The organism is Sinomonas albida (assembly GCF_004919045.1).
Taxonomy (GTDB): domain Bacteria; phylum Actinomycetota; class Actinomycetes; order Actinomycetales; family Micrococcaceae; genus Sinomonas; species Sinomonas albida.
The window spans coordinates 73,902-100,855 of sequence record NZ_SWDW01000014.1 but is presented as its reverse complement, the minus strand read 5'-3'; the positions used below and the strand labels follow the sequence as shown (position 1 = coordinate 100,855).

The following is a 26,954-nucleotide window of genomic DNA, read 5'->3' as shown; positions in this document are numbered from 1 at the left end:
AATACGTCGACGCGATCGCCTTCGAACTGAACAACCGGCCCCGCAAGGCTTTAGGCTTCAGAACACCACGGGAAGTCTTCCTCGAAGACCTCGCAGCAGCCGTTGCCAACACCCCTTGAGACCGCCCCGGCCATGACTGAAGCCCGCCGTCGGCGAGTCCCAGCGCGACACGCGGATGACGGCGGAAACCGCGGCCGAAGCTGGTCGGGAACTGATCGGGCAGCAGCGCCGCGGAGTAGGGTGCCGTTATGGCGCGGATCTTCATCACCGGCTCGACCCAGGGCCTGGGTCGAGCTGCGGCCGAGGCGCTCATCGACGGCGGGCACGCCGTGGTCCTGCACGCGCGGAATCGCGAACGGGCCGAGGCCGTCGCGGGGCTCGAAGGCACGGCCGCAGCTGTGGTCGTCGGTGATCTCGCGAGCCGCGAGGAGACGCTCGCGCTCGTCGAGCAGGTCAACGCCCTGGGCAGGATGGACGCGATCATCCACAACGCGGGCGTCTACACCGAGTCGGAGCGGCACAGCACGCCCGAGGGTCACCCGCGGGTCCTCGCCGTCAACGTCCTCGCGCCCTACCTCTTGACCGCGCTCCTCGAACGGCCCGACCGGCTCGTCTATCTCACAAGCGGCCTGCACCGCGGCGGGGACCCCTCGCTGCGCGACGTCGAGTGGACCGCGCGACGCTGGAACCCGATGCAGGCGTACTCGGACAGCAAGCCTTATCTCACGGCCCTCGCGTTCGCCCTGGCTCGCCGGTGGCCCGAGGTGCGCGTCAACGCCGTCGACCCGGGATGGGTGCCCACCCGCATGGGTGGGCCGAATGCCCCCGGCGACCTCGAGGCCGGGCACGAGACCCAGGCGTGGCTCGCCACGAGCGGCGACCCCGAGGCCACGGTGAGCGGCGCCTATTGGTTCCACCGGGCGCGCCGCGAACCGGCCGCAGCCTTAGGCGATGAGCGCTTCCAGGACGCCGTGCTCGCCGAGCTTGCCCGGCTCACAGGCGTCGAGCTTCCGTAGGGCGCGGTGGGTCGGCCCGCGCGTCGTCCGGCCCCACGCTCCGCGTCCCTCAGGCGGGCGCGGCGTGGCCGTCTGGGGCGGGCTCGGGGCGATAGGCCGGCCGGAGCGCGGGGATGGCGAGCTGGCGCTCCAGTTCGGCCATCGCGGCGAGCGTCGCGTGGTAGTTCTCTTCCGTGCCGGGTTCCGGGACGGGGAGCCACGCGATCTGCTCGCGCGCGGCGATGCGGGCAGCGAGCTCCTCGGCGCCCTTGAGGTGATATGGCCAGGGTCCGCTCGTCGCGAGCGTGACGATGAAGAGGGGGAAGCTGTCCGATCTGGCGTAGGACCACGACCAGCTGAGCCGGCGCCGGCGCATGAGCTCGTCGAGGACGTCGCCCAAGTGCATTTCCCGGTAGTTCCGATAAGGCCGTTTCAGCACCATGGTGATTCCTCCCGCAGTGGGTGGCGCCGAGCCAGGTGGGGGTGCCTGGGACCCGGTCGTGCGGCACCACGATAGACCCAAGGGAGAACGTCTGTGCAACAAATGCACGCCCATGGCGTGTTGGTTACGGATTTTCCGCGAGTTTCGTGGCCGTGAGCGGGCCTTTCCGCCCGAGGGACCACACGCAGAGCCCGAAGCAGCCGAGCACGATGCCCGCTATGGCGATGGCCGTCCATCCGCCGGCCGACCACAGCAGAGCCGCCACAGCCGAGCCGATCGCGCCGCCGATGAAGTTCGCCGTGACGTACGCGGTGTTGAGGCGGCTGCGCGCCTCGTGCGAGAGTGCCAGCAGCCGGCTCTGGTTGAGCACGTTCTGCCCCTGGATCGCGACATCCAGGAGGAAGACGACCGCGACGAGCATCCAGACGGAGGCACCGGAGAAGGCCGCGATCACGAACGAGGCGAGCACGAGAGCCCACGCGATCCCTGTCGCCGGAAGCGACCAGCCCCGGTCGTGCAGCCGCCCGGCGCGCTGAGCCGTGACGGCGCCCGCGATTCCGATGAGCCCGAACAGGCCGATGGCCGAGACCGGGTAGTTGAACGGCGGGCCCGCGAGCAGGAACGTGAGCGAGGTCCAGAACAGCGTGAACGTCGCGAACCCCGCCGTGGACAGGGCGAGCGTCCACCGCACGGGGCGTTCCCTGACGACGACGGCGCCCACCGAGGCGAGGAGGTTCGAGTACGAGACGCGCGCCTTGGGAGCGAGCGGCGGCAGCGCGCGCCACACGAGACCCGCGAGGACGACGACGGCGACAGCGGCCGCCGCGTACACGGCGCGCCAGCCGCCGAGGCCCGCGACGAGGCCGCTGATGGTCCGCGAGGCGAGGATGCCTGTGAGGATTCCGGCCACGACGGTCCCGACGATGCGCCCGCGGTCCGCGTCCCGCGCGAGGTCGCCCGCGAGCGGGGTCAGGATCTGGCCCGCGATCGTCGTGATGCCGAGGAGGCAGAGCGCGACGAGGAGGAAGGCGAACGACGGCGCGAGCGCGCACGCGACGAGCACCACCGCCGAGGCGAGCATCATGAGGACAGTGAGCCGCCGTCGGTCGACGACGTCGCCCAAGGGGACGACGAGCAGGATCCCGATCGCGTAGCCGATCTGGGTCGCCGTGACGAGCCAGCCGGCGGCGGCCGCTGACGCGTGGAGGTCGCCCGCGATCGCTTCGAGGAGCGGTTGTGCCCAGTACAGGTTGCCCACGGCCGCGCCTGCAGCGACGGCGAACAGGAGCGTCAGGCCGCGCGTCATGGCCGGGTGAGAATGTGTCGCCGGTGAAGAGGTCATCATCCCTCGAGTGATAGAGCGCTGAGTCATCAGATTCCGACCAGGACTGATGTCGGTTTTGCGGCGGGTTGCCTCGACACCCCGTCGATCCGGCATGTCGGTCATCCAATCACGGTCGGAATCCCAGGTGTCGGAATCCCAGGGGCCGGTTCCCGCAGGCCGTCGCCTCAGGTCCACCGCCCGGTGAGCACCTCGGTCCGGTCGTTGGCCGGGGGTGGCGTGGGGGAGAGAGCGGAGATCTGCGCGCGCAGCTCCGGCGTCATCTCAACGTCGAGCGCGGCGAGCGAGCCCTCGAGCTGCTCGAGGCTGCGCGCCCCGATGATCGGAGCGGTGACGCCCGGGTGACCCATCGCCCAGGCGACGGCGAGGGCGACAGGCGGGACCCCGGCGTCGTCCGCGAAGGCCGCGAAGAGCTCTGCCGTGGCCCAGTCGCTCTCCTGCCCGTACCGGTCCGCGTAGCGAGAATTCTCGATGAGCCGACCGCCTTCGGGGCGCTGCCCTCCGCGGTACTTTCCTGTGAGCAGGCCGCCGCCGAGCGGGCTGTAGGTGATGACGCCGAGGTTCTCGGCCTGGGCAAGCGGGAGGATCTCGACCTCCGCCTGGCGCTTGGCGAGGTTGTACATCGGCTGGATGAGCTCGAACCTGGCCAGCCCTTCGCGCGCCGAGACGCCGAGGGCCGTCGCGATCTGCCACGCGGCCCAGTTGCTCACGGCGGGGTAGAGGATCTTGCCCTGCCGCTGCAGATCGTCGAGCGCGCGGAGCGTCTGCTCGATCGGCGTGCGCTCGTCGAACGAGTGCACGAAGTAGAAGTCGATCCGGTCCGTCCCAAGTCGGCTCAGGCTGCCCTCGACGGCCTGCATGATGTGTCGGCGCGAGAGGCCGCCCGAGTTCGGATCCGCACTCAGCGGGAAGAAGGCCTTCGACGTGATGACGACGTCGTCGCGCTCGCCGGCCACGAGCGTGCCGAGAATCTCCTCGGATCGCCCGCCGCCGTAGACGTTCGCGGTGTCGAAGAAGTTGATGCCGAGCTCGCGCACTCGGCGGTACATCGCGGCCGAGGCCTGTTCGTCCGCTTCCGTGCCCAGCGACATCGTGCCGAAGCACAGCGGGGAGACCTGGACGCCTGTCGATCCTACGGTCCTGTACTCCATCGAAATCCTCTCTGACTCATCGCCGCGGAAGACGCGGAAGACCTGAGTCTTCTGCGGTCATGAGTCTATGGAACCGGGAAGAGCCGGCTCGAGGGAGAGCCCCCGTGATACTGGTTCTGCCAGTACCTCCTTGTGCCGCACCGCGGCGCGTAGCGTGGAGCGCATGGACAATCGGACCGAGGTGCGGGAATTCCTCTCGTCACGCCGCGCGAGGATCACGCCGGAGCAGGCGGGCCTCACCCTGTTCGGCGGCAATCGACGGGTCCCCGGGCTGCGCCGCGAGGAGGCCGCCATGCTCGCGGGCGTGAGCGTCGACTACTACACGCGCCTCGAGCGGGGGAACCTCTCCGGCGTGTCCGAGAGCGTGCTCGAGGCGCTCGCCCGCGGGCTCCAGCTCGACGACGCCGAGCGCGACCACCTCTTCGACCTCGCCCGCGCGGCCAATGCCTCGTCCCGCGCGAGGCAGGGCAAGGCCCAGAAGCAGCGCATCCGGCCCAGCGTCCAGTTCATGCTGGACGCGATCACGGGCGCGCCAGCGTTCGTGCGGAACGGCCGCATGGACATCCTCGCGTCCAACCGGCTGGGCATCGCGCTCTACTCCCAGCTGTACGCGGAGCCGACGCGGCCCGCGAACCACTCGCGCTTCATCTTCCTCAATCCCCAGGCCCTCGACTTCTATCCGGACTGGGACCTCGCCGCGAACAACAACGTCGCGCTCCTCCGCACCGAGTCGGGGCGCAATCCGTACGACAAGGGCCTCGCCGACCTCGTCGGGGAGCTCTCGATGCGCAGCGAGGAGTTCCGCGTCCGCTGGGCCGCGCACAACGTGCGCCGACACTATTCGGGCAACAAGGTCTTCCGCCACCCCGTGGTGGGCGAGATCGAGCTCCTGTTCGAGGCGCTGCAGCTCGCCGAGGATCCCGGACTTACATTCACCGTGTATCCGGCCGAGCCGGGCTCGAAGTCCGAGGAATCGCTGCGGCTGTTGGCGAGTTGGGCCGCCACTGAGCACGTCGAGGAGTGGGCTCAGCCCGTCGGAGATCGCCCCACGGTCAAGTAGTCGCCCGCGCCACGGACATCTGCGCTGCCCACCACTGAGTGGGCAGAACACGCCGTACGCTCTCACCCGTTGGCCGCGCCTTCGCAAGGACGCTTTGGGGGGAAGGCGCGGTCGCAGCACCCCGGACAAAAGGGCTGGCAACAGCGGCAAACCCTTTCCCGCGGGGTCGCCCGCCTCCTAGGCTGGATGGGCAAACCCCTCAGCCACCACTCCACGGAGGTTCTGTTGGAATACCGCAATCTCGGAACGAGCGGCGCCGTCGTCTCTGCCCTCGCCCTCGGAACGATGACGTTCGGCGCCGAAGCCGACGAAGCGACGTCGCACGCCCTCCTCGACGACTACGCTGCCGCGGGCGGCAATTTCATCGACACAGCCGACGTCTACAGCACCGGCACGTCGGAGGAGATCGTCGGCAAGTGGCTCGCCGCGAACCCCACCCTGCGCGAGCAGATGGTGCTCGCCACGAAGGGCCGCTTCCCCATGGGCCAGGGGCCCAACGACCTCGGCACGTCCCGGCGCCACCTCCGCACGGCGCTCGACGCGTCCCTCCGGCGGCTCGGCACCGACCACATCGACCTGTACCAGATGCACGCGTGGGACCCGCTCACGCCGATCGAGGAGACGCTCCGCTTCCTCGATGACGCCGTCACAGCAGGCAAGATCGGCTACTACGGCTTCTCCAACTTCCTCGGCTGGCAGCTCACGAAGGCCGTGTACGAGGCGAAGGCCCACGGCTGGGCCGCGCCCGCCACGCTTCAGCCGCAGTACAGCCTGCTGGTTCGGGGCATCGAGTCCGAGATCGTGCCCGCAGCGCTCGACGCCGGGATGGGACTCCTGCCGTGGTCTCCTCTGGGCGGCGGCTGGCTGAGCGGCAAGTACCAGCGTGACACCCTCCCGACCGGCGCGACGCGGCTCGGCGAGAATCCGAAGCGAGGCATGGAGGCGTGGGAGGCGCGCAACGCGTCGTCGCGCACGTGGGACATCGTCGACGCTGTGCGCGAGGTCGCCGACGCCAACGGCGTGTCCTCGGCACAGGTGGCGCTGCGTTGGGTCGCCGACCAGCCGGCCGTAACGTCCGTGATCCTCGGTGCGCGCACGCGCGCGCAGCTCGCCGACAACCTCAAGGCCGCCGACCTCCGGCTGGCGCCCGAGGAGCAGCAGCGGCTCACCGACGTGAGCGCGCCCGAGGTCGAGATCTACCCCTACGGGCCGCAGGCAGTGCAGCAGCGCAGCCGCAAGATCGAGGGCGGGCGGTAAGCCAGGGTATTCGACTTCGCCGCCCGCTGGCGGTGGCGACCGGACGACGGCGGGTGCCCACCCGCCGTCGTCCGCTTTCGTGCGCGGCGCCATTCCGGAGCGCGCGCGACCGTGGAGGTGCTCGGCTACCCCCGCCGGCGCCACGTGGCGCGCGTGTACTGCGGCGGCCAGTAGTCGAGCTCTGCGCCGAGTTCGTGCGCGGCGCGGAGGGCGAAGTGCGGGTCGCGGAGGAACTCGCGCGCGACCATGACGGCGTCCGCCTCGCCGCGCTCGACGATCTCGGCGGCCTCCTGCGGCGTGGTGATGAGGCCGACGGCGTTGACCGGCGAGCCGGTGCCCCTGCGGACCGCGGCCGCGAACCCCACCTGGTACTTGGGGCCGACCGGGATGCTCACCTTGGGGACGAGGCCGCCCGTCGAGACGTCGAACCAGTCGGCTCCTTCGCGCGCCGCCCAGCCGGCCACCTCGACCGTATCGTCGACGTTCCAGCCCTTCTCGCCGGCCCAGTCGGTGGCGGAGAAACGGACGAAGATCGGCACGTCGTCGCCCGCTGCCGAGCGCACCTCGCGCACCACCTCAAGGAGGAGGCGCGCGCGGTTCTCGAGGCTCCCGCCGTAGCGGTCGGTGCGCTCGTTCGAAAGCGGTGAGAGGAACTGGTGGACCAGGTAGCCGTGGGCGGCGTGGAGTTCGAGCACGTCGAATCCCGCGTCGAGCGCCCGGCGGGCCGCCGCACCGAAGTCGGCGACCACGCCGGCGATTTCCTCCTCCGTGAGCGCCCGCGGTTCTGCGTAGCCGTCGAAGGCGAGGGCCGACGGCGCGACGGTCTCCCACCCGCCGTCGTCGATTGGCTGCGTGCCGTGGCCGCTCCACTCGCGGTAGGTCGAGGCCTTTCGGCCCGCGTGGGCCAGCTGGATGCCGGCCGTGGCCCCCTCTGAGTGGATGAAGTCGACGACGCCGCGCCAGGCGTCGCGCTGCTCGTCGTTCCAGATCCCCGTGTCCCAGTTCGTGATGCGGCCCTCCGGGGACACCGCGGTGGCCTCCGTCATGACGAGCCCGGCGCCGCCGCGCGCGAACGAGCCGAGGTGGACCAGGTGCCAGTCCGTCGGCACGCCGTCCCATTTCTCCACGGAGTACTGGCACATCGGGGAGACCCAGAGGCGGTTCCTGATGCTGGTCCGTCTGACATCGATGGGGGTGAAGAGCATGCCCCTAGGCTTTCGCTGTTTCGCGGCCGGGGTCAACCGGGGCCAGCTGGCCCTGTCTTTTCCCGGCCCGAGGCGCGGACGACGGCGGGCGCCCACCCGCCTTCGTCAGCCTTGTTTCGCGGCGTTCCGTGAGTACCCATCGACGTCACGCTCGTCGGACCTTCGACTAGAGCATGACCTTCGTGCGAGCGGCGACTTCACGCCGCGACTTCCAGGCCTGCGGAATCGGCTAGGGGGATGTTGTGCGTCTTCTCAACCCTGCGACGGTCGCGCTACTGGTGTCTACAGCGGTTGTCGTCATCGCCATCGCGAGCGTCGTGGTCCTGGCTGTGATCCGAGCAGTCGTGAGGTCGAGACGTGTGCATGGCGACCGACCTCGGAAGCCCAACGATTCATGATCTCAGCGGTGACGCAGCCTCACTTCACGCGAAACCGGACTCAAGCGACGAGACCGCAGGTTCTGACCTGCGGTGTCGTCGCTTTGCTGCGGTCTCGCGCCCAGCCCCCACTCGATTCCTCCGATCGAGTAGCCGCCCAAGGTGGGGCGCCGCCCAGTCCGCTAGACCGTCTCCGGCTTCTTCGCGCCGAGGATCTGAGCGAAGAAGGCGCCGAGTTCCGCCGTCGCCGTGAGCGGCAGCACGTTGGCGACGTATTGATCCGGACGAACGACGACGACGGCCCCGCCACGGTCGATGCCGCGCGCCTCGAAGATGTCTGCCTTCGGGTCGGTCCCGTAGACCTTCTCGAGGTACGTGAGCTTGAACGGTCCGACCTGGGGCTTGAATGCCGCGGGCACGGCTCCGATGTCGATGCTCTCGTGGCCCTGCTGGTAGATCACCTTGACGTCGAACCACGCGTCGCGGTCGAGTCCCTCCGGGGTCGCGGCGAGCGGCGAATCCGGCGCGTCCGTGATCCACTCGGCGAAGTCGGCCACGCGCGACGGCGCCCCGGCGACGGGCGCGTCGGCGAACACGTAGATGCGCCACCGTCCGTCCGCGGCGGCCTGGTGCCCGAGCTCGACCGGGTTCGTGTCGCACACCCGCATCACGCCCGCCGACTTGAAGCGCTTGCCGATCGGGAAGCCGGTCGCGAGGTCCTGGTGCGTCGGCTCGGCGATGAGCATCGACGGGGCGTACTGGGTCATGAATCCCGCGGGGAACTCGGCGGTGCGCACGTAGAAGTCCTCGAGCTCGGACGGATCCTCGAACTCCTCGGGCTTCTTGGCCATGAGCGTCGACCACTCCTTGTCGAAGTCGATGAGGTTCTTCGCGACCACCTGGCGCTCGGCGGAGTACGTCGAGAGCAGGCCCTCCGGGGCACGTCCCTCGAGCACGTGGCCGAGCTTCCAGCCGAGGTTGAAGCCGTCCTGCATCGAGACGTTCATGCCCTGGCCGGCCTTCGCGCTGTGCGTGTGGCACGCGTCCCCGGTGATGAAGACGCGCGGAGTCCGCGTGCCGAGCTGCTCGGGCAGCACATCGTCGAAGCGGTCGGTCAGGCGGTGGCCCACCTCGTAGACGCTGTGCCACGCGACGTGGCGCACCTCGACCGTGTAGGGGTGCATGATCTCGTTCGCCTTCGCGATGATCTGATCGATCGTGGTGTTCCGCACGGTGCCCCGGCTGTCCGGGGCGACCTCGCCGAGGTCCACGTACATGCGGAACAGGTGCCCGCCCTCGCGGGGGATCAGGAGGATGCTGCCGCTCTCGGCCTGGATCGCGCACTTCTCCCGGATGTCCGGGAAGTCCGTCTCTGCGAGCACGTCCATGACGCCCCACGCGTGGTTCGCCTGGTCCCCGGCGAGCGTGCAGCCGATCGACTGCCGCACCCTGCTGCGCGCGCCGTCCGCCCCGACCACGTACTTGGCGTGCACCGTGCGCTCTTGGCCCTCGAGCTCGCCGGCCGTGTGAACGAGCGTCACGGTCACGGGATACTCGCCGCGGTCGCTGACGGTGAGCCCCCGGAACTCGTAGCCGTAATCCGGCCTCATGCGCGTGGGCGAGTTCGCCATGACTTCGGCGAAGTAGTCGAGGACGCGAGCCTGATTGACGATGAGGTGGGGGAATTCGCTGATGCCCATTTCGTCGTCGACCGCGCGGGCCGCGCGCACAATCCGCGAGGGGTCCTCGTGGTCCGGCTTCCAGAACGCCATCTCGGTGATGCGGTAGGCCTCGGCGATGATCCGCTCGGCGAAGCCGAAGGCCTGGAACGTCTCGACGCTGCGCGCCTGGATGCCGTCCGCCTGGCCGATCTCGAGCCGGCCCGGGCGGCGCTCCACGATGCGGGTCGTGACGTCGGGGAATTGGGAGAGCTGCGCGGCCGTGATCATGCCCGCGGGTCCCGTCCCGACGATGAGCACGTCGACTTCCTCGGGAAGCTCGTCCGGCCGATCGATGCCGACGCCAGCAGCGGGCTGAATGCGCGGGTCGCCGGACACGTAGCCGTGGTGGTGGAAATGCACGGGCTTGCCTCACTTCGTTGTGGACGGCCGGGGCCATCGGAGATCGTGTTCGATAATAGAACTCTGTGTTCTAATATCGCTCAATCATGGTAGGGCCAGCCGTCGTCGCGCATCAAGCCCTATCTGTGCCCGGCGCCACATCGCCCGAGTCCGCGCGCACACAGCAGAGGACGACGACGGCGCCCGCGCGCCGCCGTCGTCCTCTGTCTGTTGTGGGTTGGGTCGGTTGTGCGCCGGGTTACCGGTGCTTCACGCCCGTCTGGGCGTTGGGCGCGAGCTCCGGGCCCTTGACCGCGACGTCGCCGAGGGCCTCGTCGATCGCCGCGAGGACGTCCGGGGTGAGCGTGACGCCCGAAGCCGCGACGTTCGCGTGGACCTGCTCGGGGCGCGAGGCGCCCGTGATCGCGGACGCGAGCTCGCTCCGCCGGAGGACCCAGGCCAGCGCCATGGTCGGGAGGCTGATGCCTGCGCCCTCGGCGATCGGCACGAGCCGCTGGACGGCCTCGAGGATCGGCTCGGTGATGAGCCGGTCCTTCGAGACGCCCATGGTCTCGCTCGCGAAGCGGCTGCCCTCCGGGATCGGCTGGCCGGGCTTGTACTTGCCGGACAGGACGCCCTGCGCGAGCGGGGACCACACGATCTGGGAGATGCCGTTCGCCTCGCAGAGCGGGAACACCTCGGCCTCGGGCGCCTGCCACAGCATCGAATACTGGGGCTGGGAGGAGACGAAGAGGTCCGGTCCGGCGATGTCGATCGCAGCCTGGATCTGCTCGGGCGTCCACTCGCTGAAGCCGAGGTAGCGGGCCTTGCCCTGCTCCACGACCTTCTGGAAGGCCTCGACCGTCTCCTCGATCGGCACGCTCGCATCGAAGCGGTGAGCCTGGTAGAGGTCCACGTAGTCGGTCTGCAGCCGGGTCAGCGACGCGTCGATCTGCTTCGAAATCTGCTCGGCGGAGAGGCCCGAGTCGGTGTCCGACATCTGGCCGAAGACCTTCGTGGCCAGGATGTAGGTATCGCGGGGGTGCTTCGAGAGGATCTCGCCCCACGCGGTTTCGGCGGCGCCGCGTCCGTAGACGTTGGCCGTGTCGAAGAAGTTGATGCCCGCATCGAAGGCGGCCTCCGTGCAGCCCCGGGTCTGATCGGCCTCGACGCCGCCCGAGTATGTGAGCCAGGAGCCGAGGGAGATCTCCGAGACCTCGAGGTCGGAACTTCCGAGGGTGCGGTAGCGCATAGTGATGCCTCCATCGTTGAAAAAGGTCTACCCTCCATCACTACGCCCTGGGGATCGGGCGGAGGAAGGCCCTGCGAGACCTACCCTTCGCCCAATGGCGGTCCTGCCCGAAAGGCGCTATGGCGGCTACCGTTGGGCGCATGGCGGATTTTGAGATCCTGCACGTGGACGGCCCCGACGGTCCGCGGGAGGTCAAGCTGACCAGCCCCGACAAGGTGCTGTGGCCGGGCGTGGAGGGGGGTCAGCCTCTTGCCAAGCGCGATCTGGCCCGCTACCTGATCTCGGTGGCGTCGCCCTTCCTGCGGCTCAACGGCGACCGGCCCATGACCCTGCAGCGCTTCCCCGAGGGGATCGACGGCGAGGAGTTCTTCTCGAAGCGGCCGCCGCGGGGTGCGCCTTCCTATCTCAGGGCGGTGACGTGCACGTACCCGTCCCACAGGCGCCACGACCAGCTGGTGTTCGACGAGGCCGCCGAGCTCGCGTGGGCGGCGCAGATGGGAACGATCACCTTCCACCCGTGGCCTGTGCGCACGGCCAACCTGGACAACCCGGACGAGCTGCGGATCGATCTCGATCCACAGCCCGGGCGCGACTTCCGGGACGCCGTCACCGCCGCGCTCGCGCTGCGCGAGGTCATGGCTGAGGCCGGGCTCACGGCCTACGCGAAGACGTCGGGCAACCGGGGCGTCCACGTGTATGCGCGCATTCGGCCCACGCACGAGTTCCTTGACGTGCGCCATGCGGTCATCGGGATCGCGCGCGAGCTGGAGCGCCGAATGCCGGACCTTGTGACCAGCTCGTGGTGGAAGGAGGAGCGCGGCGAGCGGGTCTTCGTCGACTTCAACCAGGCCAACCGCGACCGGACGATCGCTGGCGCCTATTCGCCCCGGCCCCTGCCCCACGCGCCCGTCTCGACTCCGCTGACCTGGGACGAGCTCCCCGACGCCGACCCGCGCGAGTTCACCGTCCGCACGGTTCCCGAGCTCTTGGCCGCCCGTGACTGCCCGTGGGCGGACATCGACGCTGCCCCGGGCGACATTTCGGGGGCGCTCGCCTTGTGGGAAGCGGACCTCGAGCGCGGGCTCGGCGAGCTCAACTTCCCGCCGGACTACCCCAAGATGCCCGGCGAGCCGCCGCGCGTGCCGCCAAGCAAGCGCAAGGCGGACCGAGCCGATGAGGACTATTCGGCGCCCAAAGCGCAGCGCGACGCAGAGTGGGGCACCGCGATCGCTCCGCCGTACGGGCCGATGTTGGCCAAGCCGGTCAAGAAGCTCCCGGTCGGCGAGTACCTGTACGAGCCGAAGTGGGATGGCTTCCGCTCGATCGTGTGGCGCTCCGGCGATCGGGTGGAGATCGGATCGCGCAATGGCCTGCCCATGACGCGCTACTTCCCGGAGCTCGTCGAGGCCATCGTCGCAAACTTCCCCGACCACTCCGTCATCGACGGCGAAATCGTCCTCGTGGACCCGGACAGCGGCGACCGGCTCAACTTCGATGCCCTCCAGCAGCGCATCCACCCCGCGGCCTCACGCATCGCCAAGCTGAGCGCCGCAACGCCAGCGAGCTTCGTGGCCTTCGACCTGCTCGCGCTGGGCCAGACCAATTATGTGGAGCGTCCGTTCCGCGAGCGGCGCGCGGCCCTCGAGGAGGCATTCAAGGACGCCAGGCCCCCGGTCTACCTCACCCAGGCAACCAAGGACTCCGCCCTCGCGCTGGAGTGGTTCAGCACGTTCGAGGGCGCCGGCCTGGACGGCGTCATGGCCAAGCCCCTCGGGGAGCTCTACGCCGAGGACAAGCGTGTCATGTCCAAACTCAAGCACGAGCGGACGGCCGACTGCGTCCTCGCCGGCTACCGGCTCTACAAGAACGAGTCCGACGCCATCGGATCCCTCCTCTTGGGCCTGTACGACGCCCAGGGCGGGCTCAACTCCGTGGGCGTCATCGGGGCGTTTCCCATGGCCCGCCGCAAGGAGCTGTTCGAGGAGCTTCAGCCGCTCGTGACCACGTTCGACGGGCACCCCTGGGCGTGGGCGCCGCCGGCCGCGGTGCTGCCGGACAACCGCGACCAGTCGGCGCCGCGCACCCCCACCGCGGCGGCGCGCTCCCGTTGGAATGCAGACAAGGACCTCTCGTTCGTCCCGCTGCGGGTGGAGCGCGTGGTCGAGGTCAAGTACGACCACATGGAGGGCGACCGGTTCCGCCACACCGCCCAGTGGGTCCGATGGCGCCCGGACCGCGCGCCGGAGTCCTGCACCTATGACCAGCTCGAGGAACCCGTCAGCTATGACCTCTCCTCGGTCCTGGCCCGGGACGGGCACGCCTAGCCCGCCGGCGTGACCGGCGTCTTCCGATGAACGGAAGAAACCTATCCCTGCGCACGCCCGGAAACCTACGCTGACAGCACCGCCCCACTTCGCACCTGTTCGCAGAGCGAACACTTGTGCAGAATGCGAACAGGCCTGTACCCTCGAAAAGGAGACAGCGCCGCTCGCGGGGCACTCGGCAAGGAAGCTAGAGGAGGAACCATGGGCGAGCCGGTCAAGTCGTCGGATGCCGCCGCTGACAATCAGGCGATTGTCAGCCAGGAGATCCGCGACATCGAAGAGGGCTACAAGGCGGCCCGCGCCGCGGGTCAGCCCGCGGAGACGCAGCCGCGCGTCGACTACCCGCCGTACCGCAGCTCGATCCTGCGGCACCCCACCAAGAGCCTGCACCACACGGACCCCGAGACGATCGAGCTCTTCAGCCCCGCGTTCGGCCACCACGACGTGCACGCGCTCGAATCGAACCTGACGATCCAGCACAACGGCGAGCCCCAGGGCGAGCGCATGATCCTGCGCGGCAAAGTCCTGGACGGCAACGGCCGCCCGGTCGCGGGTCAGCTCGTGGAGATCTGGCAGGCCAACGCCGCCGGCCGCTACATCCACAAGCGCGACCAGCACCCGGCCCCGATCGACCCGAACTTCACGGGCGTGGGCCGCTGCATCACGGGCCCCGACGGCTCCTACGAGTTCCTCACCATCAAGCCCGGCGCGTACCCGTGGAAGAACCACCTCAACGCATGGCGCCCCGCGCACATCCACTTCAGCCTCTTCGGCACGGAGTTCACGCAGCGCATCGTCACGCAGATGTACTTCCCGGGCGACCAGCTCTTCCCGCTCGACCCGATCTACCAGTCGATCGTCGACCAGGACGCGCGGGACCGCCTCGTGGCCCGCTACAACCACGACTTCACGTCGCCCGAGTGGGCGCTGGGCTACGAATGGGACATCGTCCTCACGGGCTCGAAGCGGACGTGGACCGAGAACGAAGCCTACGGAGAGCAGGGCGACCATGAGTGACCAGCACCTCGTTCCCACCCCCGGCCAGACCGTCGGCCCCTTCTTCGGCTACGCGCTGCCGTTCGAGAAGGGCGGCGAGCTCGTCCCGCCGGGCAGCCCGAACAGCGTGACCCTCCATGGAACGGTCTACGACGGCAAGGGCGCCCCGATTCCGGACGCGATCCTCGAGATCTGGCAGGCGGACTCGAACGGCAACGTCCCGCATCAGACCGGCTCGCTCGTCCGCGACGGCTACACCTTCACCGGCTGGGGCCGCACCCCCGTGGGGAACACGGGCAAGTACGTCTTCTCCACCGTGAACCCCGGCGCTACCGAGCCCGGCAAAGCGCCGTTCTTCGCGGTCGCGGTCTTCGCGCGCGGCCTCATGAATCGGCTCTTCACGCGCGTCTACCTTCCGGAGGACACTGAGGCGCTCGAGAACGACGCCCTCCTCAGCTCCCTCGAGCCCGCCCGCCGCAAGACCCTGATGGCCGAGCGTCTCGCAGACGGATCGCTCCACTGGGACCTCCGGCTCCAGGGCGAGGATGAGACCGTGTTCCTCGACTTCCACGCCGAGGGCTGAGCCCAGTGACGGACCACGCTGCCCGCCCCGCCTCCAGCCAGGGCCTCGACCCTGCGGATCGCGGCCTGCTCTCGCCGGTCTGGGCCAGCCCTGACGTGGCGGGGGAGACCGGCGACGCCGCGATCGTCGCCGCGATGCTCGAGCTCGAGGCCGCGTGGGCCGAGACGCTCGAGTCCGCGGGGCTCGTCGAGGACGGCGCGGGCGCGGCGGTCCGGGAAGTGGTTCGCGCCGTGGTCGGCGGGCAGGCAACGGACGACGGCGGGGTCGCGGCTCAGGCGGGCAGCGCGCCGTCGTCCGTCGTTGAGCCCCGCGCGACCACCACCGCGTTCGACGCGGGTCGCCTCGCGAACGCAGCGCAGGGCGGCGGGAATCCCGTCATCCCCCTCGTGAAGGCCCTCCGCGCCGCCGTTCCGGATGGGCCCGGCCGTGCGGCCGTCCACCGCGGCCTCACGAGCCAGGACGTCCTCGATTCCGCGCTCATGCTCACCGCCAAGCGCGCGAGCGTCCGCATCCATGCGGACCTTGCGGCCGCCGCCGACGCGCTCGCGGACCTCGCGGCCCAGCACCGGACCACCCCGCAGGTGGCGCGGACGCTCGCGCAGCACTCGCTCCCCTCGAGCTTCGGGCTCAAGGCCGCGAACTGGCTCCAGGGCGTGGCCCACGCGGAACGCAGCGTTGCGGCCCTGGCCTTCCCGGTCCAGTGCGGCGGCGCGGCGGGGACAAACGCCTCGCTCGTCGCCCTCGGAGCCGAACCCCACGCGCTCGCGGCGGACTGGGCCCATCGCGCGGGACTCGACGCGGCCGTCGCGCCGTGGCAGTCGTTCCGCGGCCCGGTCGCGGATCTCGGCCATGCGCTCGCGGCGGTGTGCTCGGCCGCCGGGCACGTCGCGAACGATGTGCTGCTGCTCTCGCGCCCCGAGATCGGCGAGCTGGGCGAACCCGTCGCCGAGGGCCGAGGCGTCTCCTCGGCCATGCCGCAGAAGCAGAACCCCGCGTTGTCGGCCCTCATCCGCTCCGCCGCGCTCCGGGCGCCCGCCGACGCGATGCAGCTCGAGCTCGCGGCCGCGCTGAGCGAGGACGAGCGGACGGGCGGCGCGTGGCATACCGAGTGGCCGGCCCTGCGGGAGCTCCTGCGCCTCGCGGCCGGCTCCGCGGCGGCGCTGCGCGAGCTCGCGGCCGGGCTCCGGGTCTTCCCCGACCGGATGCGCGCCAACCTCGAGTTGAGCGGGCCGCTGCTCGTGAGCGAGCGGATCATGCTCGAGCTCTCGGACGTCGCCGAGGGCGGCCGGGCCGGCATCCAACAGGCTGTCGACGCCGCGCTCGCGGCCTCGGCAGCCGGCCCCGCCGAGCAGGCGCGCGTGCTGCGCAAGGAGCTGCGCGCCGTCGTGCGGGAGGGCGACGCCACACGCGATGCCAGCGCCGAAGACCTCGAGGCGCGCCTCGATGACCTCCTCGACCCCGCCCGCTACCAAGGCGACGCGGCGGGCATCGTGGACCGCATTCTCAAGAACTACGAAGAGTCCGGGGCTCGGCGCCGCCGCGCGTGAGCCAGCAACTTTTGCGACACGAGGAAAGGACAAGCACGTGAGCGTGCCACAGATCCGCGCGGTGAGGCTCTCGCCGCGCGAGCAGCTGGGGGAGAAGGAGCTGGTGGTGCTGGGCCCGTCGCTCGGCACCTCGACCGTCATGTGGGACGCGGCCGCGCGTCTCCTGGGCGAGGACTACGACGTCCTCGGCTGGGACCTGCCGGGCCACGGCGTCTCGCCGGCGGCCGAGCCGGACACGGCGTTCAGCCTCGGCGAGCTCGCGGACGCGGTCGTCGCGCTGGTCGACTCGATCGTTCCCTCCGAAAATGGGCAGGCCGCGTCGTTCCACTACGCGGGCGACTCCGTGGGCGGCGCGACGGGCGCCGAGCTCGCGCTCCGGCACCCCGAGCGGCTCCTGAGCCTCGCGATGATCTGCTCGTCGCCGCGCTTCAACGGCGCGGAAGGCTACGCCGAGCGCGCGGAGCTCGTGGCCCGGCAGGGCACGGCGATCCGCCTCCAGGCCTCCGCCGAGATCTGGTTCGCTCCCGGCTTCCTGAGCAAGCACCCTGCGGAGTCCTCGCGCCTCCTCCACGCGCTCCGCGACGCCGACCGCTTCGGCTACGGCGCCGTGTGCCGTGCGATCGCCGCCTACGACGTCCGCGATCGCTTCGCGGAAATCGCCGCCCCGTTCCTCGCGATCGCGGGGGAGTTCGACACCGTGTGCCCGTTCGCCGAGGCCCAGTGGATGGCCGAGCGCGCCCAGAACGGGCGGGCCGTGGAGGTCCCGGGCGTCGCTCATCTCGCGCCCGCCGAGAACCCCGCGGCCGTCGCCAGCCTGCTGCGCGAGCACTTCGCCCGCGCGGCCGCGGGTGCCGCGGCCGGACGCAGCGCAGGGGAGGCAGCCCAGTGAGCGCGCAGCTCGCCGGGGCGAACTGGGCGGACGACGCGCGGGCCGGCGCCGTCCAGCCCGACGCCACCCAGCGCGACGTGTACGACGGCGGCATGGAGGTCAGGCGCGAAGTGCTCGGCGATGCGCACGTGGACCGGGCGAACGCGAACACGGACGATTTCACGGCCGAATTCCAGAACATGATCACGCGCATCGCGTGGGGTGGCATCTGGACGCGCCCGGGCCTCACCCGGCAGATGCGCTCGGTCGCCGTGCTCACGGCCATGATCGCGCACGGCCACTGGGATGAATTCGCCATGCATGTGCGAGCCGCGATCCGGAACGGGCTCACGCGTGACGAGATCAAGGAAGTGATCCTGCAGAGCGCCATCTACTGCGGGGTGCCGTCCGCCAACACGGCCTTCAAGGTCGCGCAGAAGACTTTGGCAGCTATCGATGAGGAACAGCAGTGACTGAAGCATTCGTGTATGACGCCGTCCGGACCCCGTTCGGCAAGTTCGGGGGTGGCCTCGCCGGGGTCCGTCCCGACGATCTCGCCGCGCATATCGTTCGGGCAATCGTCGATCGCGCTCCGGGCCTCACCGCCGAGGCGCTCGAGGGTACCGACGGCAAGCACCGTGCGGTGGACGAGGTCATCTTCGGCAACGCGAACGGCGCGGGGGAGGAGAACCGCAACGTCGCGCGCATGGCGACCCTGCTCGCGGGCCTCCCGACCTCGATACCCGGCACCACGGTGAACCGCCTGTGCGGTTCGTCCCTCGATGCGGCGATGATCGCGTCGCGCCAGATCGCGGTGGGGGACGCCGACGTCGTCCTCGTGGGCGGCGTCGAGTCGATGAGCCGCGCGCCCTGGGTCCTGCCCAAGACCGAGCGGCCGTACCCCGCCGGGGATCTGGCGCTCGCGTCGACCACGCTCGGCTGGCGACTCGTCAACCCGAAGATGCCGTCGCAGTGGACGGTCTCGCTCGGCGAGGCGACGGAGCAGCTGCGGGAGCGGCACGCGATCGGCCGCGACCGGCAGGACGAGTTCGCCGCCCGCTCGCACAACCTCTCCGACAAGGCCTGGAGCGAGGGCTTCTACGACGAGCTCGTCGTCGCCGTCCCCGGCACCGACCTCACCCGGGACGAGGGCATCCGTCCCGGCTCGAGTGCCGAGAAGCTCGCTGGCCTGAGGACATCGTTCCGACCCGACAACGGCGACCGGTCCGGCACGACGTCGGGCGGAACCGTGACGGCCGGAAATGCCTCACCGCTCTCCGACGGGGCCTCCGCCGTGCTGCTCGGCTCCGAGGCCGCGGCTGGCACGCTCGGCCTCGAGCCGATCGCACGCATCGCCGGACGCGGCGCGGCCGCCAACGAGCCGCAGTTCTTCGGCTTCGCCCCCGTCGAGGCCGCCAACCGCGCTCTCGAGAAGGCGGGCATCGGCTGGGACCAGGTGGGCGCCGTCGAACTCAACGAGGCGTTCGCCGCGCAGTCGCTCGCATGCCTCGACGCGTGGAAGATCGACCCCGAGATCGTGAACCAGCACGGCGGCGCGATCGCGATGGGCCACCCGCTCGGCGCCTCCGGCGGCAGGATCCTCGGCACACTCGCGCGCAGCCTGCAGCGCAGCGGCGAGCGGTGGGGCGTCGCCGCGATCTGCATCGGCGTTGGCCAGGGGCTCGCCGTGGTGCTCGAGAACGTCGCGGCGACGAAGTAGCGGAAGCAAGGGATCACGGATGCTGGAATTCAAGGACTCGGCCGCCGAGGCGGTCGCGGGTGTTGAGGATGGCTCGACGGTCATGATCGGCGGGTTCGGCAATGCCGGCCAGCCGTTCGAGCTCATCGACGCGCTGCTGCAGAGCGGCGCGAGTGATCTGACTGTTGTCAACAACAACGCAGGCCAGGCCGACGAGGGCCTCGCGCTCCTCATCAAGGAGGGCCGCGTGCGCAAGATGATCTGCTCGTTCCCGCGGCAGAGCGACTCGTGGCACTTCGACGCGAAGTACCGGGCCGCCGAGATCGAGCTTGAGCTTGTGCCACAGGGCAACCTCGCGGAGCGCATCCGTGCGGCCGGGGCTGGGATCGGCGGCTTCTTCACGCCGACCGGCTACGGCACGATGCTCGCCGAGGGCAAGGAGACGCGGCTTCTCGACGGCAAGTGGCAGGTGTTCGAGACGCCGATCCACGCTGACGTGGCGCTCATCAAGGCGCTCAAAGCCGACGGCAAGGGCAACCTCGTCTACCGCAAGACGGCGCGGAACTTCGGGCCCATCATGGCCGCGGCGGCGAAGCACACCATTGTCCAGGTGTCCGAGGTCGTGCCGATCGGCGGCCTCGACCCGGAGAATGTCGTGACGCCGGGCATCTACGTCAACACGATCGTGAAGGTGGGCTGACAGCATGAGTGAACTCTCGACGTCGTCTGTTTCCTCAGGCGGGACGCCCCGGAGCGCACGCCAAGGCGGGGCGCCGCAGACGAGCGACGCGCCCATGGGCCGCGACGACCTCGCGCGGCTCGTGGCACGGGACGTCGCGCCCGGCTCGTTCGTGAACCTGGGCATCGGCCAGCCGACACTCGTCTCGAACTACCTGACCGACGAGCAGGACATCACGCTCCACACGGAGAACGGAATGCTCGGTATGGGGCCGGCCGCCGTGGGGGACGAGGTTGATCCGGACCTTATCAACGCCGGCAAGATCCCCGTGACCGAGCTGCCCGGCGCGAGCTACTTCCACCACGCCGACTCCTTCGCGATCATGCGCGGCGGCCACCTCGACGTGTGCGTGCTCGGCGCGTTCCAGGTCTCCGCGACCGGCGACCTCGCGAACTGGCACACGGGCGCACCGGACGCGATCCCCGCCGTCGGAGGCGCGATGGACCTCGCGACCGGTGCCAAGGACGTCTACGTCATGATGACCCTGCTCACGAAGGACGGGAAGTCGAAGCTCGTGCCCTCGTGCTCGTATCCGCTCACGGGCGTCGGATGCGTCACCCGGGTCTACACCGACAAGGCCGTCTTCCTCATCACGGGCGACGGCGTGCGGGTGCGGGAGACGTTCGGCGTCACGTTCGAGGAGCTCGAGCAGCTCATGGACGTGCCGCTGCTCGCGGGGTGACCCCGTAATGTTGATGACCGGCTCCGAACCGCATGGCCGATGTCAGGCAGCGCCTGCTGCGCGGTTCAGGGCGGGTCAAGGCGCCGTACGGAGGGAAGGCAGAGGCGATGAGTGAGGCGGCATCGGCCCCAGGCGATCAGTTCGTGCAGTCGCTCGCGCGCGGGCTCGCCGTGGTCCGCGCGTTCGACGCCGAGCATCAGGAGATGACCCTCTCCGAGGTCGCGGCCCGCACCGAGCTCACGCGCGCCACGGCGCGTCGGTTCCTGCACACGCTCGTCGAGCTCGGCTACATGCGCACGGACGGTCGGCTGTTCACGCTCACGCCGCTCGTGCTGCAGCTCGGGTACGCCTATCTCTCCGGCCAGCGGCTCCCCGAGCTGGCGCAGCCGTTCCTTGAGGAGCTGTCGCATCGCGAGGGCGAGTCGACGTCGATGGCCATCCTCGACGGGACGGACATCGTCTACCTCACGCGCATCCACACCCGGCGGATCATCTCCGTGGGGATCTCGCCGGGGACGCGGTTCCCCGCGCATGCCACGTCGATGGGCCGGGTCCTCCTGGCGGCGCTGTCACCGGCGGAGCTCGATGCCTACTTCGCGTCGGCGAGCCTCGAGCCGCTCACCCCGCGGACGCTCACCTCGCGGGGGGCGATCGAGGCGGAGCTCGCGCGCGTGCGGGAGCTGGGCTACGCCGTCGTCGATCAGGAGCTCGAGGTGGGCCTGCGCTCGGTGGCCGTGCCCGTTTTCGGGGCGGATGGGCGCACGGTGGCGGCGATCAATGTGGCGCTTTCGGCCCGGCTTGAGGCGTCGGAGGATCGCGGCGCCGAGGTGGAGCGGCTTGTGCCCGAGCTGCGTGCGGCCGCGGCTGGGATCTCCGACGCCGCGCGGGCGGCGGGCGCGGCGTAGTCCTGCGGCCTTTCGGGATAGTGTGACCGTTGTCCCAGACTGAGCACGTGAAGGAGCGTCGCCGCCATGTCACACCGCGACTTTGCGCGGATCGAGTCCTTTCGAGAGGACGGCTCGTAGTGTTCGCACTTCGGCTGGGGTCGGGGGCCGAGCTTCGGCCGCTCGAACCGTGGCAGGGTCCCGAGTTCGCCGATCACCTCGACCGGGCGCGCGAACATATCCGCCCATGGGTGGGGCCGTCGTTCGTCGCCGCGGGGGTGGAGGGCGCGACGGCGACCCTGACTCGTTACGCCAAGGCGGCGGCCGACGACGGCGCGCGGATCTACGGCATCTGGTCCGAGGGGACGCTCGTCGGGGGTGTCATGTTCGTCTCGTTCAACGCGGCCGCGGGCACCGCCGAACTGGGCTGTTGGCTTGAGCCTGCCGCGCAGGGCCGGGGCCTCGTGAGCGAGGCGTGCCGCGCGCTCGTGCGCTGGGCGTTCGAAACGCGCGGAATGCGCCGGATCGAGTGGCGGTGCCGCGCCGCGAACGGCCGATCCGGATCCGTTGCGCAACGCCTCGGCATGACGCTGGAGGGGACGCTCCGGCAGTCCTGGCCGATCGACGGCGCCTACGACGACACCCAGATCTGGGCGCTCCTCGCACACGAGTGGCGCGGGCGCTAGCGAACTGGACTCGGCTGCGGCTGCGCCCGCGGTGTCCCCACCGAGGAACGCTCCACGATGTGCGCCCTGAGCGGAAGGCGCTCCGCTGGCACCCGGTGCCCAAGCTTCCGGAGGAGTGCCCGGGCCGCTTCGCGCCCCATGTCGTAGACCGGCTGCGCGACGACCGTCAGGGGCGGCTCGACCAGTTCAGTCCACGGGAAATCGTCGTAGGCGACGACGGAGATGTCCTCGGGGATTCGGAGCCCACGCCGTTTGATCTGGCCAAGCACTCCGAGGGCGATGAGGCTGTCGGAGCAGACGACGGCGGTCACGGGCTCGGGACGGTCAAGCAGCTCTGCACAGGCGGCGGCGAGGGCCTCGTCTGATGCTGCATTGAACCGGACGAGGGAAGGATCCCACCGGTCTCCTGCCTCCGCGAAGGCGCGTTCGATTCCGGCGACGCGATCTGCGACAGGGGAGAGGCCAAGATCCATCCCTCGCTCGTAGGAGCCACCGACACGCTGACTTGAGACGTAGCCGATACGGCGGTGGCCTGCGTCGAGGAGGACGCGCCCCACCTCGAGGGCAGCGTCCGCGAACTCCACGCGTACTGTGTCGAAGTCGAGCGCGTGGATCCCGCGGTCGAAGAGGACGACGGCGTGTCCCCGGGCTTGGGCGGATTCGAGGTGGGTCGTCTCGTTGCTCGAGCACGGTGCCACGACGAGGCCTGCCACGCGCTGCTGGAGGAGCTCCTGGACGGCACTCGCCTCCGCCTCCAGATCCTCGTCCGTGTTGACAAGGACGACCGTGTATCCCTCGCGGCGCACTTCGTCGGAAATGCCTCGGAGGGCGAGTCCGAAGTGGGCGTTCTCAATATCGCCGACCACGACGCCGATCGAATTGGAGCGGCCAGTCGTCATGCTCTTGGCCAGTTGGTTGGGCCGATAACCGAGCTGGTCGGCGGCGGCGATGACGACGGAGAGCACCTGCTCGCTCACGGCTCCGTAGCCCCCGAGGGCGCGAGCTGCCTGGGCCTTCGACACCCCGGCGGCGCGAGCCACATCGGCAACTGTGGCCTCTCGCACGGATTGGTCTCGCTTCGTCATATCCGCATCCGATCCGAAAAAAGAGATTGACGCCACACCGCGGCGTAAGTACAGTCACATCATCCCCGAAGTTGAGACCGGTCTCAAACTCAAGATTGAGACCGGTCTCACCTCATCAAACTGAGACCGGTCTCACACAGAACCCACACAAAGCGAAACGGACGGATCCGAATGAAAAGCATCAAAGCAGCAGCCTTCGCTGCAGCGGCTGCCCTGGCCTTGTCGCTGTCCGCGTGCGGCGGCGCCAGCAGCGCGTCGTCCACGCCGTCGGCCGGCAATCCGTATGGCCTCATCACGCCCGGTCAATTCCGGGTGGCGAGCGTGGGCGACTCCAAGCCCTACACGTTCACCGACTCCTCCGGGAAGTTCACGGGCTTCGACGTCGAACTCTTCACCGACGTCGCGCACCGCGCCGGGATCGACAATGTCGTCTTCACGGGACAGGACTTCTCTGCGATCCTCCCCGCCGTGGCCAATGGCCAGTTCGACGTCGGCGTTGCCGCGATCGGCATCACGGACAAGCGCAAGCAGACCGTCGACTTCTCCGATGGCTACCTCGCGGGCTACCTCACCGTCCTCACGACGAAGGCGTCGGGGGTGACGAGCGCAGACAGCCTCAAGGGCAAGCGCCTCGGCGTCGTCCAGGGCACGCTCCAGGAGACCTACGCCGTGAAGAACTTCCCAGACGCGAGCCTGGTCCGTTTCCCCGACAACAACGCCGCGGTCTCCGCGCTCAACTCCGGCACCATTGACGCTCATTTCCTCGACTATGAGGCGGCCAAGGACTACGTCGCGAAGTTCAGTCTCAAGGACGCCGCCGACATCCCTCCTTCGACGCGCCCGCCGGCTTCGCGATCGCGAAGAACAAGCCTGCACTCAAGGACGCGCTCAACAAGGCGCTCAAGGCGGCCATGGCTGACGGGACGTGGAAGCGCCTCTACCAGAAGTGGTTCCCGGGCTCGCCCATGCCGAAGCAGTATCTGCCCGCCTCCGACCAGTAAGTGAGCTGGGCGGGGACGCTCGACTCGGCGTTCCCGCCCAGCCTCGAAGGAAAGCACCGCAATGGATCTGCTCGACAATCTCACCAAGACCTTCTTCGACTTCCAGGCCATGGCCGACGTCCTTCCTCAACTGCTGCAGGTCGGCCTGGTCAACACCCTCGTCATCTCGCTCGCGGCAACCGCGATCGGCTGCGTCCTCGGCATGATGATCGCGCTGATGGGCATCTCGCCCTTGCGCTGGCTCCGCTGGCCGGCGAGGGTCTACACGGACCTGTTCCGCGGCCTCCCCGCGATCTTGACCATCCTGCTCATCGGCCAGGGCTTCGCCCGCTTCAGCCAGCAGCTTTTCGGCCCGAGCCCCTACCCGCTCGGCATCATCGCCTTGAGCCTCATCTCGAGTGCCTACATCGGCGAGATCTTCCGGGCAGGCATCCTCGCCGTCGACAAGGGCCAGCTCGAGGCCTGCCGCGCTCTGGGTATGGGGTACGGGCGCGCGATGCGCCTCGTCGTCGTGCCCCAGGGCATCCGGCGTGTGCTGCCCGCCCTCGTCAACCAGTTCATCTCCATCGTGAAGGACTCGAGCCTCGTCTACTTCCTCGGCCTGCTGGTCTCTGAACGCGAGCTGTTCCGCGTCGGGCAGGACGCAGCGGTGCTGAGCGGAAACCTGTCCCCGCTGGTCCTCGCGGGCCTCTTCTACCTGATCGTCACCGTGCCGCTCACACATCTGGTCAACTACTTCGACCAGCGGTTCCGTACCGGTCGCCGAAAGGCTGCCCCGCCGGTGTCCGGGCTGAGAGAGGTCGCAGAGCTCGAGACCGCCGGAACGGCAGAAAGCAGATGACCATGACACTCCCCACCGAAACCCGCAGGCGCGCCATGACGACCTCCGCCAACTACGACTACTCGGGTGCGGCCCTCGATCTCAGGGATCTGACCCTGGCCTACGGCGATATCGAGGTGGTCCGGAAGATCAGCCTCCGCGTCGAGCCGGGCACCACGACGTGCATCATCGGCCCGTCCGGCTCTGGCAAGTCAACGCTGCTGCGCGGGATCAACCGACTTCACGAGCCGAAGTCCGGGGACGTGCTCCTCGACGGGGGATCCACCCTCGCGGAGCAGCCCGACCAGCTCCGTCGGAAGATCGGCATGGTCTTCCAGCACTTCAACCTGTTTCCTGACCACACCGCACTCGAGAACGTGGCCCTCTCGCCGTGGAAGGTCAAGCGCCTCGCGAAGAAGGAGGCTTTCGAACTCGCCCACGCCCGGCTCGACGAAGTCGGCCTTCGTGAGCGCGCAGACCACAAGCCGCGCGACCTCTCCGGTGGGCAGCAGCAGCGCGTGGCGATCGCGCGGGCGCTCGCCATGGAGCCACAGGTCATGCTGTTCGACGAGGCCACGTCCGCACTCGATCCCGAGCTGGTGAACGGCGTTCTCAACCTCATGGCGAGCCTGAGCGGCCGCGGGATGACGATGGTCGTGGTCACCCACGAGATGGGCTTTGCTCGGAGGGCCGCGAACCAGGTCGTGTTCATGGACGAGGGCCAGATTGTCGAGACCGGAACGCCCGAGGAGATTTTCGACCGGCCCCAGTCGGCCCGGCTCCAGCGCTTCCTCTCGGAGGTGCTGTGATGATGGCGCGTCGTCCCGTCAGCCAGGCGGCGATCAAGACTGCAATCATCGGGTTCGGGGTCTCCGGCGGCGTCTTCCATGGCCCCCTCATCGGTGCGAACCCCTCGTATTCCGTGGAGGCGGTCGTGACCGGTAGCCCCGTGAGAGCTGCCGCGGCGCGCCGCCGTTTCCCCGCGGCATTCATCGTCCCGGACTTCGCCGCGCTCCTCGAGCTCGTCGACGACGGAACGCTTGAGCTCGACCTCGTGGTGCTCGGCACCCCGCCCGCGCTGCACCGCGAACAGGCGCTCGCCGCCGTCGAACGCGGACTCCACGTCGTCGTGGACAAGCCCTTCGCGCCGTCGGTCGAGGATGCGGAGGCGATGGTCGACGCCGCGCGGGCAGCGGGGGTACTGCTCACGGTGTTCCAGAACCGTCGCTGGGACGGCGACTTCCTGACGGTAGCCGAGCTTGTCCGGTCGGGTCGGCTCGGAGAGGTGCGCACCTTCGAATCGCGTTTCGAGTGGTGGCGTCCCGGGGGCTTCGGAAACTGGCGGGACGACGCGGGGGTCGACGACGGCGGGGGCCTCCTCATCGATCTCGGCAGCCACCTGATCGACCAGGCGCTTCAGCTCTTCGGGCCCGTCGCGGAGGCGCGGGCCGAGCTTCGGCGGCACAGCGACGGCGGCGGTGCAGACGAGGACAGCTTCGCTGAGCTGCGGCATGAATCTGGTGTGGTGAGCCGCCTGTGGATGAACGGCGTCGCTCCTGCCGTGGGGCCGCGCTTCCACGTGCTCGGCAGCCGGGCCGGATTCACGTCGTGGGGCCTCGACGGCCAAGAGCCTGCGCTCGCCGCCGGGGCTGATCCCTCGAAGGCAGGCTACGGCGCGGTGCCGTCTCGGGAGCCAGCGCGTCTATCGGACGGGGCCTCCTCGTTCGACGTCGGCCTCCTGCAGGGCGACTACCCCGCCTTCTACCGTCTGCTCGCCGATGCCGTGCACCGCGCGGGCCCGGTCCCCGTCGACCCGACAGGGGCCCTCGAGACCCTGCGAATCATCCGCCACCTGCACGCGAGCACGCCGATCCGGTCGCTCGCCCACATCTGAGAACC

At 69.6% G+C, this 26,954-nt stretch carries 24 protein-coding genes and 2 pseudogenes; 19 read left to right on the top strand and 7 right to left on the bottom strand.

The features are described from left to right. Together E6A26_RS18170 and E6A26_RS14460 are read left to right on the top strand one after the other, a co-directional pair. Positions 1-119: pseudogene (locus tag E6A26_RS18170) on the top strand (IS30 family transposase); the annotation flags it as partial. Between the two features lie 129 nt (positions 120-248). Further along, complete coding sequence (locus E6A26_RS14460; RefSeq protein WP_136611902.1) at positions 249-1,016, top strand: SDR family NAD(P)-dependent oxidoreductase; 768 nt, start codon at positions 249-251, stop codon at positions 1,014-1,016. A 49-nt stretch (positions 1,017-1,065) separates the two neighbouring features. Here E6A26_RS14460 and E6A26_RS14455 read toward each other — a convergent pair whose 3' ends face one another. The 3 genes from E6A26_RS14455 to E6A26_RS14445 form a co-directional block, all read right to left on the bottom strand. After that, on the bottom strand, positions 1,066-1,437 hold the full coding sequence (locus E6A26_RS14455; RefSeq protein ID WP_136611901.1) for a hypothetical protein: 372 nt from the start codon (positions 1,435-1,437) through the stop codon (positions 1,066-1,068). Positions 1,438-1,561: 124 nt separating this feature from the next. Beyond that, entirely contained in the window at positions 1,562-2,743 is a 1,182-nt protein-coding gene (locus E6A26_RS14450; protein ID WP_234865524.1) for an MFS transporter, read from the bottom strand. A 203-nt stretch (positions 2,744-2,946) separates the two neighbouring features. Further along, positions 2,947-3,930 (bottom strand): aldo/keto reductase, encoded by a 984-nt coding sequence (locus E6A26_RS14445; protein ID WP_136611900.1) that lies wholly within the window; start codon positions 3,928-3,930, stop codon positions 2,947-2,949. A gap of 163 nt (positions 3,931-4,093) precedes the next feature. Here E6A26_RS14445 and E6A26_RS14440 point away from each other — a divergent pair, with 163 nt between their 5' ends. Together E6A26_RS14440 and E6A26_RS14435 are read left to right on the top strand one after the other, a co-directional pair. After that, positions 4,094-4,990: a helix-turn-helix transcriptional regulator gene (locus tag E6A26_RS14440; protein WP_136611899.1), complete on the top strand. Its 897-nt coding sequence runs from the start codon at positions 4,094-4,096 to the stop codon at positions 4,988-4,990. A gap of 225 nt (positions 4,991-5,215) precedes the next feature. Further along, positions 5,216-6,247 (top strand): aldo/keto reductase, encoded by a 1,032-nt coding sequence (locus E6A26_RS14435; RefSeq protein ID WP_136611898.1) that lies wholly within the window; start codon positions 5,216-5,218, stop codon positions 6,245-6,247. A 125-nt stretch (positions 6,248-6,372) separates the two neighbouring features. Here the strand turns inward: E6A26_RS14435 and E6A26_RS14430 are convergent, their stop codons facing one another. The 3 genes from E6A26_RS14430 to E6A26_RS14420 form a co-directional block, all read right to left on the bottom strand. Then, positions 6,373-7,452 carry an NADH:flavin oxidoreductase/NADH oxidase gene (locus E6A26_RS14430; protein WP_136611897.1) on the bottom strand — a complete coding sequence of 360 codons (1,080 nt, stop codon included), beginning with the start codon at positions 7,450-7,452 and terminating at the stop codon, positions 6,373-6,375. A gap of 559 nt (positions 7,453-8,011) precedes the next feature. Further along, positions 8,012-9,910 (bottom strand): FAD-binding monooxygenase, encoded by a 1,899-nt coding sequence (locus E6A26_RS14425; protein ID WP_136611896.1) that lies wholly within the window; start codon positions 9,908-9,910, stop codon positions 8,012-8,014. Positions 9,911-10,148: 238 nt separating this feature from the next. Beyond that, entirely contained in the window at positions 10,149-11,141 is a 993-nt protein-coding gene (locus tag E6A26_RS14420; RefSeq protein ID WP_136611895.1) for an aldo/keto reductase family protein, read from the bottom strand. Between the two features lie 140 nt (positions 11,142-11,281). Here E6A26_RS14420 and E6A26_RS18110 point away from each other — a divergent pair, with 140 nt between their 5' ends. From E6A26_RS18110 to E6A26_RS14365, 11 genes are all read left to right on the top strand, one after another. Beyond that, complete coding sequence (locus tag E6A26_RS18110; protein WP_136611894.1) at positions 11,282-13,465, top strand: ATP-dependent DNA ligase; 2,184 nt, start codon at positions 11,282-11,284, stop codon at positions 13,463-13,465. 201 nt (positions 13,466-13,666) lie between these two features. Continuing rightward, a complete protein-coding gene (pcaH, locus tag E6A26_RS14410; RefSeq protein WP_136611893.1) occupies positions 13,667-14,482 on the top strand; it encodes a protocatechuate 3,4-dioxygenase subunit beta in 816 nt (271 codons plus the stop codon). Continuing rightward, entirely contained in the window at positions 14,475-15,044 is a 570-nt protein-coding gene (gene pcaG / locus E6A26_RS14405) for a protocatechuate 3,4-dioxygenase subunit alpha (protein ID WP_136611892.1), read from the top strand. Before pcaH ends, pcaG begins: the two co-directional genes overlap by 8 nt. 5 nt (positions 15,045-15,049) lie before the next feature. After that, positions 15,050-16,591: a lyase family protein gene (locus E6A26_RS14400; RefSeq protein ID WP_234865522.1), complete on the top strand. Its 1,542-nt coding sequence runs from the start codon at positions 15,050-15,052 to the stop codon at positions 16,589-16,591. A 37-nt stretch (positions 16,592-16,628) separates the two neighbouring features. Further along, on the top strand, positions 16,629-17,480 hold the full coding sequence (locus tag E6A26_RS14395; RefSeq protein WP_136611891.1) for an alpha/beta fold hydrolase: 852 nt from the start codon (positions 16,629-16,631) through the stop codon (positions 17,478-17,480). Beyond that, a complete protein-coding gene (pcaC, locus tag E6A26_RS14390) occupies positions 17,477-17,932 on the top strand; it encodes a 4-carboxymuconolactone decarboxylase (protein WP_136611890.1) in 456 nt (151 codons plus the stop codon). Before E6A26_RS14395 ends, pcaC begins: the two co-directional genes overlap by 4 nt. After that, the gene (locus tag E6A26_RS14385; RefSeq protein ID WP_136611889.1) at positions 17,929-19,179 is read left to right on the top strand and encodes a thiolase family protein; all 1,251 of its coding nucleotides are present in this window, start codon (positions 17,929-17,931) and stop codon (positions 19,177-19,179) included. The genes pcaC and E6A26_RS14385 overlap by 4 nt, the downstream gene beginning before the upstream one ends. Before the next feature lie 19 nt (positions 19,180-19,198). Next, on the top strand, positions 19,199-19,858 hold the full coding sequence (locus E6A26_RS14380) for a 3-oxoacid CoA-transferase subunit A (RefSeq protein WP_136611888.1): 660 nt from the start codon (positions 19,199-19,201) through the stop codon (positions 19,856-19,858). 94 nt (positions 19,859-19,952) lie between these two features. Then, positions 19,953-20,579: a 3-oxoacid CoA-transferase subunit B gene (locus E6A26_RS14375; RefSeq protein ID WP_211129163.1), complete on the top strand. Its 627-nt coding sequence runs from the start codon at positions 19,953-19,955 to the stop codon at positions 20,577-20,579. Between the two features lie 107 nt (positions 20,580-20,686). After that, positions 20,687-21,484 carry an IclR family transcriptional regulator domain-containing protein gene (locus E6A26_RS14370; protein ID WP_136611886.1) on the top strand — a complete coding sequence of 266 codons (798 nt, stop codon included), beginning with the start codon at positions 20,687-20,689 and terminating at the stop codon, positions 21,482-21,484. Between the two features lie 119 nt (positions 21,485-21,603). Beyond that, a complete protein-coding gene (locus E6A26_RS14365) occupies positions 21,604-22,149 on the top strand; it encodes a GNAT family N-acetyltransferase (protein WP_136611885.1) in 546 nt (181 codons plus the stop codon). On the opposite strand, the gene E6A26_RS14360 is transcribed toward E6A26_RS14365, so the two are convergent. Further along, positions 22,146-23,234 (bottom strand): LacI family DNA-binding transcriptional regulator, encoded by a 1,089-nt coding sequence (locus tag E6A26_RS14360; protein ID WP_136611884.1) that lies wholly within the window; start codon positions 23,232-23,234, stop codon positions 22,146-22,148. The two genes, E6A26_RS14365 and E6A26_RS14360, sit on opposite strands and share 4 nt — an antisense overlap. Positions 23,235-23,405: 171 nt before the next feature. Here E6A26_RS14360 and E6A26_RS14355 point away from each other — a divergent pair. The 4 genes and pseudogenes from E6A26_RS14355 (at position 23,406) to E6A26_RS14340 (ending at position 26,949) form a co-directional block, all read left to right on the top strand. Continuing rightward, a pseudogene (locus E6A26_RS14355) lies at positions 23,406-24,235 on the top strand (ABC transporter substrate-binding protein). A 61-nt stretch (positions 24,236-24,296) separates the two neighbouring features. Beyond that, complete coding sequence (locus E6A26_RS14350) at positions 24,297-25,076, top strand: amino acid ABC transporter permease (RefSeq protein ID WP_136611883.1); 780 nt, start codon at positions 24,297-24,299, stop codon at positions 25,074-25,076. 2 nt (positions 25,077-25,078) lie between these two features. Then, on the top strand, positions 25,079-25,864 hold the full coding sequence (locus E6A26_RS14345) for an amino acid ABC transporter ATP-binding protein (RefSeq protein ID WP_407695390.1): 786 nt from the start codon (positions 25,079-25,081) through the stop codon (positions 25,862-25,864). Next, entirely contained in the window at positions 25,864-26,949 is a 1,086-nt protein-coding gene (locus tag E6A26_RS14340) for a Gfo/Idh/MocA family protein (RefSeq protein ID WP_234865520.1), read from the top strand. The genes E6A26_RS14345 and E6A26_RS14340 overlap by 1 nt, the downstream gene beginning before the upstream one ends. Positions 26,950-26,954 lie beyond the last annotated feature (5 nt).

Coding starts and splice junctions, on each gene's coding strand:
- E6A26_RS14460 (WP_136611902.1), top strand. CDS start 249: ATGGCGCGGATCTTCATCACCGGCTCGACCCAGGGCCTGGGTCGAGCT.
- E6A26_RS14455 (WP_136611901.1), bottom strand. CDS start 1,437: ATGGTGCTGAAACGGCCTTATCGGAACTACCGGGAAATGCACTTGGGC.
- E6A26_RS14450 (WP_234865524.1), bottom strand. CDS start 2,743: ATGACGCGCGGCCTGACGCTCCTGTTCGCCGTCGCTGCAGGCGCGGCC.
- E6A26_RS14445 (WP_136611900.1), bottom strand. CDS start 3,930: ATGGAGTACAGGACCGTAGGATCGACAGGCGTCCAGGTCTCCCCGCTG.
- E6A26_RS14440 (WP_136611899.1), top strand. CDS start 4,094: ATGGACAATCGGACCGAGGTGCGGGAATTCCTCTCGTCACGCCGCGCG.
- E6A26_RS14430 (WP_136611897.1), bottom strand. CDS start 7,452: ATGCTCTTCACCCCCATCGATGTCAGACGGACCAGCATCAGGAACCGC.
- E6A26_RS14420 (WP_136611895.1), bottom strand. CDS start 11,141: ATGCGCTACCGCACCCTCGGAAGTTCCGACCTCGAGGTCTCGGAGATC.
- E6A26_RS18110 (WP_136611894.1), top strand. CDS start 11,282: ATGGCGGATTTTGAGATCCTGCACGTGGACGGCCCCGACGGTCCGCGG.
- pcaH (WP_136611893.1), top strand. CDS start 13,667: ATGGGCGAGCCGGTCAAGTCGTCGGATGCCGCCGCTGACAATCAGGCG.
- pcaG (WP_136611892.1), top strand. CDS start 14,475: ATGAGTGACCAGCACCTCGTTCCCACCCCCGGCCAGACCGTCGGCCCC.
- E6A26_RS14380 (WP_136611888.1), top strand. CDS start 19,199: ATGCTGGAATTCAAGGACTCGGCCGCCGAGGCGGTCGCGGGTGTTGAG.
- E6A26_RS14375 (WP_211129163.1), top strand. CDS start 19,953: ATGGGCCGCGACGACCTCGCGCGGCTCGTGGCACGGGACGTCGCGCCC.
- E6A26_RS14370 (WP_136611886.1), top strand. CDS start 20,687: ATGAGTGAGGCGGCATCGGCCCCAGGCGATCAGTTCGTGCAGTCGCTC.
- E6A26_RS14360 (WP_136611884.1), bottom strand. CDS start 23,234: ATGACGAAGCGAGACCAATCCGTGCGAGAGGCCACAGTTGCCGATGTG.
- E6A26_RS14350 (WP_136611883.1), top strand. CDS start 24,297: ATGGATCTGCTCGACAATCTCACCAAGACCTTCTTCGACTTCCAGGCC.
- E6A26_RS14345 (WP_407695390.1), top strand. CDS start 25,079: ATGACACTCCCCACCGAAACCCGCAGGCGCGCCATGACGACCTCCGCC.
- E6A26_RS14340 (WP_234865520.1), top strand. CDS start 25,864: ATGATGGCGCGTCGTCCCGTCAGCCAGGCGGCGATCAAGACTGCAATC.